General features: G+C 66.4%; 9 protein-coding genes. 1 reads left to right on the plus strand and 8 read right to left on the minus strand.

Going from position 1 to position 12138, the window contains the following annotated elements:
* Nucleotides 1-35: 35 nt before the first annotated feature.
* From BLV76_RS18495 to BLV76_RS18525, 7 genes are all read right to left on the minus strand, one after another.
* Entirely contained in the window at nt 36-242 is a 207-nt protein-coding gene (locus BLV76_RS18495) for a CDGSH iron-sulfur domain-containing protein (protein ID WP_245734752.1), read from the minus strand.
* Nucleotides 239-1195, minus strand: a complete 957-nt coding sequence (locus tag BLV76_RS18500; protein ID WP_090971011.1) for an iron-containing redox enzyme family protein — start codon at nt 1193-1195, stop codon at nt 239-241. Before BLV76_RS18500 ends, BLV76_RS18495 begins: the two co-directional genes overlap by 4 nt.
* Nucleotides 1196-1319: 124 nt before the next feature.
* Nucleotides 1320-2681 carry a sigma-70 family RNA polymerase sigma factor gene (locus tag BLV76_RS18505; RefSeq protein WP_139306627.1) on the minus strand — a complete coding sequence of 454 codons (1362 nt, stop codon included), beginning with the start codon at nt 2679-2681 and terminating at the stop codon, nt 1320-1322.
* Between the two features lie 128 nt (nt 2682-2809).
* A complete protein-coding gene (locus BLV76_RS18510; RefSeq protein WP_245734753.1) occupies nt 2810-3979 on the minus strand; it encodes an FAD-binding domain-containing protein in 1170 nt (389 codons plus the stop codon).
* A 59-nt stretch (nt 3980-4038) separates the two neighbouring features.
* Nucleotides 4039-4869 carry an SDR family NAD(P)-dependent oxidoreductase gene (locus tag BLV76_RS18515; protein ID WP_175539738.1) on the minus strand — a complete coding sequence of 277 codons (831 nt, stop codon included), beginning with the start codon at nt 4867-4869 and terminating at the stop codon, nt 4039-4041.
* On the minus strand, nt 4866-5813 hold the full coding sequence (locus BLV76_RS18520; protein WP_090971018.1) for an SDR family NAD(P)-dependent oxidoreductase: 948 nt from the start codon (nt 5811-5813) through the stop codon (nt 4866-4868). Before BLV76_RS18520 ends, BLV76_RS18515 begins: the two co-directional genes overlap by 4 nt.
* Before the next feature lie 171 nt (nt 5814-5984).
* Nucleotides 5985-6695 carry a GAF and ANTAR domain-containing protein gene (locus tag BLV76_RS18525; RefSeq protein WP_090971020.1) on the minus strand — a complete coding sequence of 237 codons (711 nt, stop codon included), beginning with the start codon at nt 6693-6695 and terminating at the stop codon, nt 5985-5987.
* A 1463-nt stretch (nt 6696-8158) separates the two neighbouring features.
* On the opposite strand from BLV76_RS18525, the gene BLV76_RS18530 reads away from it, so the two are divergent.
* A complete protein-coding gene (locus BLV76_RS18530; RefSeq protein ID WP_090971022.1) occupies nt 8159-8854 on the plus strand; it encodes a class I SAM-dependent methyltransferase in 696 nt (231 codons plus the stop codon).
* Nucleotides 8855-10661: 1807 nt separating this feature from the next.
* Here the strand turns inward: BLV76_RS18530 and BLV76_RS18535 are convergent.
* Nucleotides 10662-11852: an IS110 family RNA-guided transposase gene (locus BLV76_RS18535; RefSeq protein WP_090972957.1), complete on the minus strand. Its 1191-nt coding sequence runs from the start codon at nt 11850-11852 to the stop codon at nt 10662-10664.
* Between the last annotated feature and the right edge of the window lie 286 nt (nt 11853-12138).

Here is a 12138-nt window from a genome sequence, read left to right on the forward strand (position 1 = left end):
CGTCGGAACCCCGTCGGGACCCCGTCAGGACCCCGTCAGGACCTGTTGCGCCGGAGGACCTTGTGCGTCCCGTCGCACCACGGCAACCGGCTCGACTTGGCGCACCTGCACAGCGCCACCACGGGACGGTCGACGGCGTGCACCGTGCCCTCCTCGTCCTCGATCGAGGTCGCTCCCCGCACCAGCATGGGGCCGTGCGGCTCGAGCACCACGTCGGGGTGGGGGAAGTCGCGCTCGGTCACGCCTCGACTCCCCACTGCCGCAACAGTGCACCGGCGAACCTCGCCTCTAGGTCGAGGCAGGTGAAGGCGCCGAAGAGGATGTCCCCGACCAGCGCCGGCTCGTCAGCCGCGAGCGACCCGCAGATCTCGCGCGCGGCCAAAACCTCGTGGATGGCGTCGGCCTCGACGTGCTCGTCGAAGTAGCCCACCATCGCACCGGTCAGCTCGAGTCGCTGGAGACCCTGGACCATCTTCCGGGCAGGGAGGGAGCTTGTCATCTCGAACGCCGCCAGGTGGCCCACCGCGGCTCCCCGTAAGCGGCGCACCATGCCGAACATCGACAGCGCGTTGTTGAGCTCGAGGGTCTCGGGCAACGCGTCGTCTAGGTAGGCGCCGTACTCCGGGCGGAGTCCCACGTCGAGCATCCCGCGCGCGAAGAGGTGCGCGTGCATCCGGTTCGGGTCACCGTCGCCGTACTCGTCGTACTGCAGCTGGACGAGCGCAGCCTTGGCGCGTGTCGGCAGGCGCGGGATCGCCCACGTGGTGGGGTCGGCCTCCTTGAGCTGGTAGACCGAGCGCTGCCGCAGCAGCTCGAGCACCTCCTCGACATCGGCGTGCCGCCGGACGTGGTCGGCGAGCGAGGGACCGTCGTCGTCGGCGACCATCGACTGGAGCGCTGCGGGCACGCCGGCCGGCTCGACGTCGTCGGTTGACGACCATCGCCCGCGCAGGCGCTGCTCGAGCGCCACCTCGAGCGCGCGGCGCACGACGAGGACGTCGACGACCTCCTCTGCGTCGTCGACGGCGTCCTCGAAGCCGCGGTAGGACAGCTCGTGCAGCGTCCACAGCGCCAGGCACTCGTCGTCCCACGACCCCGCTGCGGGTGCGGCGGGCGCTATCTCCCGGTCGGAGGACTCGCTGAGCCGCGCCGCGACCCAATCGCTCAGTGGGCCGCGCGGCTTCGGCATCCTCATGATCTCAACTCCGACTTCACCATCTTGCTCTCATCCGTCTCCTCCGAGCGTTGCGCTCGTGCCTGCCAGTGCCCCGACCTGGACGCGGCATGCGTCCGTCCGATGGCTCGTCGGTGAACGCACCTCATGCGGCCGCGTCGTTCTCGACCAGGTACCGGTGCAGGTCGCGCAGGATGCGAGTCAGGACTCGAGAGACGCTCGTCTGCGTCAGGCCGACCGCATCGGCGATCTCCTGCTGGGAGCGCTGCTCGTAGAACCGCAGCAGGAGTATTCGCCGGTCCCGGGCGGAGATCCGCCCCATGACGGGAGCCAGCACCACCCGTGCGTCTACCGCATCGAATGCACCGTCCCAGTCCCCCACCACATCGCCCGGAGCAGTCGAACCGGAGGCTCCGTCCAGCGACGTCGGCGTGAAGCACCCATCCACCGCGAGCGCCTCCTCGACGTCACGCACGTCGACGTCAAGATGCGCAGCCAGCTCGCTCGGGCGCGGCGCGCGACCCCAACGCTGTTCGAGAACGAGACGAGCGCGTCCGATCGTGGACTGGAGCTCCTGGATCCGGCGGGGTGGACGGATCGTCCAGCCGAAGTCCCGGAAGTGCCGACGGAGCTCCCCTCGCACGGTGGGAACGGCGAACGACATGAAGTCGTGTCCGGCGTCTGCGTCGAAGCGCCGCGCTGCCTTGACGAGTCCGATCATGGCAACCTGCTCCAGGTCGTCGAGGTCCACCCCACGGTTCCGGTACCGCGCTGCCAGGGCACGCGCCATCGGGATGTTGGTCGAGATCAGGTCATCGACCAGCTGCGCGCGGTCAACTGACTCATGACAACTATGTCGAAGCTCCGCGGCGATGGCGTCGGTGCGCTGCTGGCGATGTTGGCGCGCGGTCAGCGATGCGGAGGGAGTCTGCGGCTCGCAGACGAGAGAGACGGGGACCACGGCACTACTCCTGCCGATCGTCTGGTGCTCACCGTGGTCTCCAGCAAGGACGTTCCTCCACCTTGCCACCCGCGGTCGAAGCGTGTGCTCCCCCCTACGGACGTGTGCCCTCAGTGCGGGACGTCCTAGGCGACGAGCTCGTCGAAGACGCGCCGAGACGTCAGAGTCACCCGATGACTGACGAGCAGCCACTTCTTCGATCTCACCCGTGCGCAGGTAGTCGGTGAAGCCGGGGATGATCGCCGCCTTATCCCTCGCGATGACGCGGCACCCCATGAACCACGCAGTGAAGCGTCTCGTCTCGATCCTCTCTCGGCGCACGATGAACAGGTCTCGGTGACGAGGATCGGCGTCGATGAGCGTGAACAGGGCGTCGACCGAGTCATCGGGTCCCTCGAGGGTCTGCAGGAAGATGCCGCCCGAGTACAGCATCATCCCCGTCACGCCGAGTCGTTCGTTCCTGGCGCGAGACACCCGCACGAGGTCGTCGAGCTTGTCCTTGGTGAACGTGTGGTCGGTCGAGCTCAGGTAGGTCAGTGAAAGCACAGGTCTCCGCGGTTCAAGTGACGGACGTTCCGCCACTTCGCGGATACCCGTTCCTCACGGGGCAATGTTCACGTGACCCTCGAGACTGTTTCTCGGCTTCCTCAAGGCTCTCGTCGAGGTCGCCACCGTCACCGGTCCACACCCTTGCGCCACGCGCTGTACGAGCTGAGTCGTTGGTTGCGGGGCGCGGCCAGCCACGGCCAGGGGTACAAGCCTGCGAGCGTCATCGCCGACGAGTGCCGCGCGAACCCGGGCACGGGGGCGAAGGTGGTCGCGAGTGGCGTGCCGGCCAGCTCCTGCGGCACCTGGCCGAGTCGAACCTCGACGTCGCGGCGCCCGGACAGGTCAGCCAAGGACTCGGCGATGAACACGAGTCGTTTGCCCGACAGCCGCAGCGAGTACAGCAGCGGTTCGTCGAACACGAATACCACCGGCAGGTCGGGGTGTGCAGCCAGCGCAGGATCGCGGTCGCCCAGTGACTCGGCGGTCACCCAGACCGCCTCCGGGTCGCCTCGCACAACGGGAGCGTCCGGTCCGGCGCCCGGCACCGCGACCTCCGTCCGTTCGGACACGAGGCTGCGCTCGACCGCGGGGCCTCGTGGCGCATCGGGCCAGTCCTGGATCGGGCAGGCGTGACTCAACGGGCACGAGCGGCACAGCTGTGGCGCACGCTTCTCGACCTGCCAGCGGCTGAAACCGTACGGCTTGCCCGTCCCCGAACCGATCGTCCACTGCCAGCCGAGTCGATTGGCCGCGCGTGACCCGTCGAGCAGGTGGCGGAAGAAGTCGTCCTCCCCCTCCCGCCAGCTGCGTCCGTGTCGGACCGTCCAGTGCGAGGACCACCACATGCGGGTCTGGTTCACAAGCCAGCCGTCGTTCTCGAGCTCGGCCCGCACCCACGACACGCAGGCCATGTCCTCGTCCCACTCCTGCTCGACGAGCCGCTCGGGAGGATGGAAGCGCAGCGGCTCGGCCAGGGCCGGTCCGAGGCGGGCGTAGAGGTGGCGAGCGAACTCCTGCCACAGTAACTCGTCGCGGTACCGCCGGCGGTCCTGCGGCGGTCCGTCGGCCACGGCGTCCCAGACCTCCGGCAGGCTCAGGAGCCCGTGCCGGACGTACGGCGAGAGCCGGCTGGCACCGCGACGGCGCTCAGGCAGCACCGTCGAACGTGAGCGCGCGTAGGCGGTCACGTCGAACGCCGCGAGGGCGGCATCGGCCGCGGCCTGGCCTCCCCGGTGCCCACCACCTCGGACGTCATCAGGTCCCTCCAACAGGAGATGACCCAGGTGCGCGCCCACCCAGGCTCTCATCCCAAGGGTGTCGTCGACGTCGGGCAGCGGCGGGAGCACAGGCACGACTACTGCCTGTCCTTCACTTCGGTGTGACGACGAGACACGGCATGGAACACAGGGCCGACCAAGCGCCGCCACACGAAGGGCAGTAGATCGTGCGACCAGATGAGCGCATAGTTGGTCATCGCCGTCTGCGACTGGGCTCGCGGCGACCGAAGTTGGCGGTACACGACCTGTGCCGCCCGCTCCGGGCTGATGACGGGTGGCGGCGGAGCATTGACCGCCCCGGCAGAGTCGAGCGCGTTGTCGTAGATCGGGGTGTCGACGCTGCCGGGCGCGACGTGTGCGACGTGGATGTGCGGAAGATCGAGGTTCTCCAGCGAGAGCTGCTTCGCCAGCGCACGTACGCCCCACTTGGAGACCACGTAGGGCGTCATCTCCGGGATCGTGATGTGCCCCAGCAGTGAACCGACCAGCACCAAGACCCCGTGTTCTTGTCGGCGGAAGGCGCGTACGACGTGTCGGGCCACGACTGCAGACCCGATGAGATTGGTGGATACGACAGCAGCGAAGTCCTCGTGCGGGACCTCTTCGGCGCGACCGTAGGTCACGACGCCTGCGCAGTGGAACACGGCGTCGATTCGGTCATGGGCTGCCACCAAGTCCGCGACTACCTCGGCGATGCGATCGTCGTCGGTGACATCTGCCGCGGCCACAGAGGCGGACGCAGCTCCGGCGCCGAGGCACTCGTCCATCAGACCCAGCAGGTCGGTCTCACCGCGGGCGAGGAGTGTCACGTGGTCACCGTGACGCGCTGCCTCGAGTGCTGTGGCACGACCGATGCCGCTCGAGGCGCCCGTGACCAGGACGACCTGAGGGCCGGCGGGACTCGTCACCGCAACGCACCTCGGCGCCAGCGAGGACGTCCGTTGGCGCCTCGTCGACGACCGCCGAAAGTCCAGCCCGCCGACTCGGACTCTTGCTCGGGAACAGCCGCCAGAACATTCCCGCTGTGCCTGTCCACCGCTGGCCCTCGCAGCACCACTCGCCGTACGAGCGATCCCGCGACGCGGTCGTACAACGGGGTGAGGAAACGGAACGCTCCGATAGCGGCCACATTGGCGGGACCGACGTGGACATGGCGCCGCGGACGCTCGAGACATTCCACCACCGCTGTGGCCACCCGCGCTGCAGGCACAACAGGAGGCGGAGCCGAACCCGCGCTGCCCGCATACGAACCCGCCTGATCGTAGATCGGGGTGTCGACGGCACCCGGAGACACCAGGCAGACATGAATGTCGCGTTCGCCTCGAAGCTCCATCTGAAGCGCGCGGACCAGCCCCAACTGGCCCCACTTCGCGGCGTTGTAGGCACCCATCTCAGGCACGGCAATGTGTGCGAGGAGCGAGCTGACCACGACCAACGTTCCACGGCCCTGTCGCCGGAAGATCGGAAGGACCTCACGTGCCAGGTGCGCCGTTCCCTGGATCGCCGTCTGCACGACCACGTCGAAGACATCAGCGGGGATCTTCTCGACCCGTCCATAGGCCATCACCTGGGCTGTGGAGACCACGCCGTCGATGCGTCCGTACGTCGTCATCACGGCGTCGAGACCGGCCGCGACCGACGCATCATCGGTCAGGTCAACCTGCACCAGCAATGGATCGCCCGACAAGGCGGCGGCCGCGCGCGCCAACGCCACTTCGTCTCGGGCCGCGATCGCGAGACGGACGTCCGAATCCGCCAGTAGGGCGCTTGTCGCCAGACCTATCCCGGACGTGCCGCCGACGACCAGCACCACCCGGGACCGATCGGACGCAGCGGCGAGGTGCAGGGCCATCAGTTCCCAACTTCGATCAGGTGTGGAGGTTCACAGGCCCCGATCTGTGATCGTTGCTGAACTTCAGCATCGCGTGAGCGCCGCCAGTGCACCTCACCCCTGGAGAGGTCTGCCCGGGTGAGCCTGTAGCGTCTTCTGACCGCGACGCCAAGAGCTGCGGCGGCTTCGAGCTCACACCGGGGAGCCGGGCAACGACCCCGTCTCGACGACTTGCTCGGCCACCGAGAACAGCTTGATGTTCTGCTCGGAGGAGATCCGCTTCAAGACGCCGAATGCCTGTTCCGTCGTGAGCGAGTACTGGACCCGAAGCATGCCGGTGGCCTCACCGATCAGCTGGCGACTCGTCAGTGCGGTGTGGAGCTGCTCCTTCTCGACCGATGAGTCCAGGGCCACAGCCGAGTGCGCGGCCACCACCATTCCGTCGAGACGGTCCTGATAGCTGAACGCATCGATCTCGTACGCGTACAGGTTCAGCGTTCCGATGCTGTCTGCATCCGTGAACAGACGAAACCCCAGGTACGAGCGGATTCCCGCCTCGCCTGCCACCTTCTTGCCCCAGTTGGGCCACGGTAGCGGAGCCATCAGGTCGGGCACGTAGATGACATCCATCGAGTTCAGCTCCGTGATGGACGGACCCTCTCCCAGCTCACGCTGAAGGTCATCGAGCTGCTGGACCGACGAGTCCGTGTGGGCACACGTGTCGTGGCGGCCGTGCCGGAGCACGCACACCGCGGCGACGTCACAGCCGGAGACGAGTTCGACAGCCGCCTCGGCGATCCCGAGCAGCGTGTCGTCCTTGCCCGACCTGCCAGTCAACTTTCGCGAGGCCTCTGCCACACGTTCGGCGAAGTTGCCTCGATCCGACATCTGTTGCCCTCCCATGTGAAGCGATGCTGAGCATCGTAGACACTCCGAACGCTCTAGACAGCCCGGGTGGCCGCTTCATGACCACCCGGGCCTGAGCCCCGGTGACGTCGCGACGTCACGGGAGCCTGCGGCGAAGTACCCCCGGATGAGCCCACCATGCGCAGCCCCATGCATGAAGGCTGGCGAGTGCCCCCCGCCCACCGACGCCCGCGACTCACGACGGAAGAGTGATGAGGCTGCTGCCGATGAGACGGTCACCCGACTGCCAACCTCCGCTGCACCACAGCGCGAACGAGCAAGGCGTCTCGCCATGCCCACAGGCGCGGCCAACGAGCACAGCGCGACCGTCTCGATGCGATCTTCCTGGCGTCGCGATGAGCCGCTTGTCGCAGACCCTGTACGGACATCCGACCCGACGCCGCGGTCAAGGCGTGGAACATCTACGCCCTTGGCTGCGCGCGGCGGTCAGCGACCTCACAGCTACGTTTCACGATCGACCCGCGACTCACGACTCTGCAGCCTCAGCGTGTCCTTTGTAGGGCCATCTGCCAAGAGCTGTGAACGCTGCAGTTCCGCTGTCGTTTGGCACGTCGATGGTTGACGACCGAGGGAGCGCTTCCTCTATTGCATGTAGATTCAGCACTGATGGCGTCGGGACCAGGCGTCTTTGTCCTGAACGGGGGGTCTCGCATGCGACCCGTACTGAATTGCATCCTTCTGCGTTCTGGCGCTCGTCTGATATTGGCCGGCGACTTCGATGATGGCGCCACCGAACGTCTCTCTGACGTATTCACCTTCCTCAGACGCCGCAACTGCAATGTCGTCGACGTTGACGCCCAAGGCGTGACATCAATCGACGCCGGTTGCCTACACATGTTGCAACTCGAGGCAACTCGACTGGCCCGTTCAGCAGGCCAGATTCACCTCATTGCCGCGTCTCCAGTCGTCGCAGAGTCGGCCACATCGACGGACTACCCGGACCTGGTCAACACAATGCGGGATCGAGCGGCGTGCGCGCCGACCCCATCGACCTGACTGGGTGTGCAAGAGGCACAATTCGCGGACCGGGTCTTCAGTGAAACGGCTGCCGCTACCGACGATGCGGCGCGGCACGCGAACACGAACACGTACGACGAGTCGTCCGAGGTCGGTGCCTGGCCACGACATGGGATCAACATGTAGCGGTGAGCCGAAGCCGGAAGCGTGACGAGGGATGCCCGGATCGAGGCACGCGCGTCGCGCTGGGACCCGCCATGTGTTAACGAGGGCTGCCCCTCAAGAGTGGTCGCGATTGCCGCTCATGTTTCGATCGCGGTGATTGATGTCGTGCAAGAGCTCGCTCATGCTGTCCTGGTCGACTGTCCACCTCTTCTTGGTCTGCTGAGACATGGACACATCCACGGATTGCCGGATCCGAAGGAGTGTATACCCCCCGACGCCGTCGATGCCCATCTGGCAGAGATGGCAGGCTGAAGGTCATGGTGGACAGCGACTACGACCAGTTCGCCGAGGCCTATGCCTCTGCAAACGCTAGCGGCTTCTTCAATGCCTGGTACGAGAAACCGGCGATGCTCCGCCTGTTGGGCGATGTCCGCGGGAAACGGATCCTCGACGCCGGGTGCGGGTCCGGTCCCGCCAGTGTGTCTTTGACTGAAGCCGGCGGCGAGGTCAGCGGGTTCGACCTCAGTGCCGCAATGATCGAGATCGCGCGGCGCAACCTGCCGGATGCGGACCTGCGCGTGCACGATCTGGCCGAGCCGCTGCCCTGGGACGACGACACTTTTGACATCGTGGTGGCGTCACTGGTGCTGCACTACCTACCGAATTGGTCCGACCCGTTGTCCGAGTTCAACCGGGTTCTCGGACCGAGGGGACGTCTGCTGATCTCGGTGAACCATCCAGGCGCGTTCCCTATCGTCCACCCGGATCTCGAGTACTTCGGGGTCACCAAGTACACAGAGGACTACGAGTTCGCTGGCCGCAGCGTCGACCTGACGTTCTTCCACCGGCCGCTGAGCACCATGGCGACATCATTCGCTGAGGGTGGCTTCCGGATCGTCGGAATCCACGAACCCCCGGCCGATCCCGACACCCCCGTCGAGGTGCTGCCTCGCGGCGTCGAGCCCGGAGGCCAGTTCCTCGGCTTCCTCTTCTTCGATCTCGAGGCACGCTGAACTTCGCGAGGCAAGACCGGAAGCCACCACGCCACATCAAGCAACTTGATCATGGTCAGATCGTCGCCCTCGGCGCGGGCTCCAACCGGTGCAGAGGGATGTCGTCATCTCAGGGTGCCGGCTGATCTTCCTCGCCGGACGCTGCTAGTCCACGCAGCCTTCTGGCCTCGCGGAGGCTCAGCTTCCCCCCGCACCAGTCCACGACGTCACGGACGTTCAGGCCCTCGACGTGCGTCATCTGACGGATCGCCTCGCCAGCTCTGAGTTCTGCTTGAGCCACAGCCGAATCTCGTTCCGCCAATGCGCTGATGACGTCGACCGCTAGATTCTCGAGTCTCTTGCCGCGCCTCAGCAGTGACGCGCGGCGCTGCGACGCGACAGTGCGAGCGTCTCGACGAGCGAATTCGTCGACTGGTCTGCCCATTCATCCTCACCCACCTCCTCCATCGGGGACACCTACACAGGGTTGCCCGCGTGTTGAGCGATCAAGGCGCACCCGCAACAGAGGGGCAGGCTGCTTCCGTTCCGTACGGGCTCGCCGGACTCCACATCGCGGGGTGACCAGCCAGCCAAACTGACCGTCTCACCTCGGACGACCACGATCGCTCCCACGGCGGGCAAGCGCCCTGCGCACCGCGCACCAGATGGACCGAGCGCCAGGGTCACGAAAGACCTGACACTGAGTTGGGCGACTTCATTCAGGGCCGGTTGGCACACGCGCCGAGCGCCGAGCGCCGCACACCCGCGACACATCGCGCCGTCGTAGTGATTGCCGTGGTGACGACCGCGCTGAAGTAGCGACAGCCCCCACCAGCCGCGCCGCTCCCCTGCTACCCGCGGACGGCTTCAGGGGGACCAGCGTCGTCCCAGAGACATCGACGAGAACACGGGGCTTTGCAGTTCAAATCTACCCACGGTTCCTGATCTGCGTTTCCACAGGTCAAGAAGGTTCTTCTCGGTCGGGCCGAACAGACTTGAACCTGCGACCCCGAGACCTCAACGGGTCAGATCGTCCCTGCACGACGATGGTGCTCATCTTCCGCACAGACCTCTGACCTGCGCAAACGCTGCTCTTCTCACGAATCGGGGGCCTTCGCGATCTTGACCCAACCTGATGCACTGTGACGGCCGCGAAGCGTTTATGGTCCATAAACGGGCTATCCGGGGCATTTGGCTCAAATCCGACGAAGCCCCTGACCTGCGTTTCCGCAGGTCAGGGGCTTCATTTCGGTCGGGCTGACAGGATTTGAACCTGCGACCCCCTGACACTCAACGCGCACTTTCGACGGCCGTCCATCTTTTGACTTCTCTTGCAGGAGAGGGCCCTGACCTGCGAAGACACGGAACGCCGGCGTCAGGGCGGCCCGTTTGCGTTGACTGAATCGGTCGCAGTTTGAGCATTTTCGAGAGTGTTTACGGTCCATAAACGGTCCACGACTCACGTCGCACGCGCTCCCCCGCTACTCATCCCGCTGTCGGTTCCGATCCAGGTCGAACTCGACCACCGGCAGGTGCAAGGCGGGGGGTCGTACGAAGGCCCCGCGCGACGCCCGCGGACCCGCCAACGTCGCCAATCACCGCGCTCCTGTCCGTGACCGCGATGAACGTCCGCATCCTCCAATTGCGGAAACGCGGTGGCCTCTCCCGCGCCCGCCGAGCTACCTTCCACCAGACCTTGCCCTAGGCGGTGGCTGCACCCCACAGCGCCGCCCAGCACGCGGAGAGGGAGGCTGCCCGTTCGAGCCGGGCCAGGGTGGGCTCACCGCCTTGCACCTGGGCGAGCGACCAGATCTGGCACCCCTCTGTGTCAAGAAGCTGCCGGGAGTGTTGTCTTAGGCTGGGTTCTGGCGGGTCCGGGAAGTGGCTTGTCCGAAGAGTTGGTGTGGGGCTGTGAGCCAGCCGCGCTGGAGTCAGAGTCGTTGCTCCGTTGCCCTCCCGGGCCCGTCCTCGTTGGTGTCCTGGTGGTGCGGACGGCGTCGTTGAGCATGGTCTGGAAGACGATGTCGGACAGTCGGCGCTTCACGCACCGCATGGCTTCCATGGGTGCTTTCCCGTCGGCCTTCTTGCGGTCGTAGTAGGCCCTGCCCTGGGTGGGATTGCGCAGTTGCACGCGGGCCATCGTGTGCAGGACCCGGTTGATCTGCCGGTTGCCTTTGCGGGACAGCCGGTGCCGGGTCTGGTCACCGGAGGACGCGTCGATGGGTGCGGTGCCGTTCCAGGACGCGAAGTGGGCCTTGTTCGGGAACCGGGTGATGTCTCCGACCTCGACCAGCAGCCGTGCTGCGCCGGTGGGTCCGATGCCGTGCAGGTCCAACAGCGTGGTTCCGGTGTCCTTCACGAGCTCGGTGAGCTCCTTGTTCGCTTCCTTCTTCCGGGCGTAGATCCGCTCGAGGTCCGCGACGAGCTCGGCGGCCACGCGGCGGCGGGTCTTGCCGACGACATCGCGTGGTCGGATCTTGGCCAGCAGCGCCTTGGCCTGAGCCGCAGACAGGTCGCGCTTCGCGCCACCGGGGATCAACTCGAGCAGCAGCTGGTGCAGCTGCGACGTCTTGCGGGTGTGCTCCTCGCCCAGCGAGCGACGCCGATCGACCAGGAGCCGCAGCACTGCGAGCTGCTCGTCGTCGACGACCGGACGCAGTCCGGCCATCCGGGTCCCGACCAGGGCGACGGAGTGCGCGTCGGTGGCGTCGGTCTTGCGCCCCTGACCGGTGGAAAACACCCGGGCTCGCGCCGTCAGCTTCGGCGGCACATCGACGACCTCCTCGCCCGCGGCGAGCAGCCTGACCGCGACGTGATGACCGATCCCCGAGCATCCTTCGATCGCCCAGACGTGGTCAGGGAACTGGCTGATATAGCGCCCCATCTCGGCGAACCCGACCTCGTCAGTGCCGAACCGACCGCCACCGAGGACGGTCTCGTCGGCTGTCATCACCTCGATCGTCACCGACCGTTTGTGCGGGTCCATCCCGATCACCACACGACTGCTCTCGTCCTTCATCAGCTCCTCCGATGCTCGCTCCATCACTGGTTGTCGAGTCGGGAGGGCAACGCTGCTTCGAGCTGGGCAATCCCCTCTTGAGCCTCTCCTGGCCCTGGCGACGCCCGGGACCGCGCAGGCCAAATGAGAGCCACACGACCAGCGTGGGCAGCCGAAATGAGAGCGACGACCCGGGCGCCTGGACCGAGCCTCGCCAGACACCGGTCCTACGTCAATGAAACAAGCAGCCGATGTCCGGATGTACGTGCGCCGCGACGGCTGTGGGCGGTGAGTCGCGACTTGTGGC

It is taken from the genome of Nocardioides exalbidus (genome assembly GCF_900105585.1).
In the GTDB taxonomy this organism is placed as follows: Bacteria; Actinomycetota; Actinomycetes; order Propionibacteriales; family Nocardioidaceae; genus Nocardioides; species Nocardioides exalbidus.

What these genes read in the sequence shown, in the direction of transcription:
- BLV76_RS18520 (WP_090971018.1), bottom strand. Translation starts at nt 5,813, where the DNA reads ATGGCCCTGCACCTCGCCGCTGCGTCCGATCGGTCCCGGGTGGTGCTG.
- BLV76_RS18500 (WP_090971011.1), bottom strand. Translation starts at nt 1,195, where the DNA reads ATGAGGATGCCGAAGCCGCGCGGCCCACTGAGCGATTGGGTCGCGGCG.
- BLV76_RS18535 (WP_090972957.1), bottom strand. Translation starts at nt 11,852, where the DNA reads ATGAAGGACGAGAGCAGTCGTGTGGTGATCGGGATGGACCCGCACAAA.
- BLV76_RS18525 (WP_090971020.1), bottom strand. Translation starts at nt 6,695, where the DNA reads ATGGGAGGGCAACAGATGTCGGATCGAGGCAACTTCGCCGAACGTGTG.
- BLV76_RS18530 (WP_090971022.1), top strand. Translation starts at nt 8,159, where the DNA reads ATGGTGGACAGCGACTACGACCAGTTCGCCGAGGCCTATGCCTCTGCA.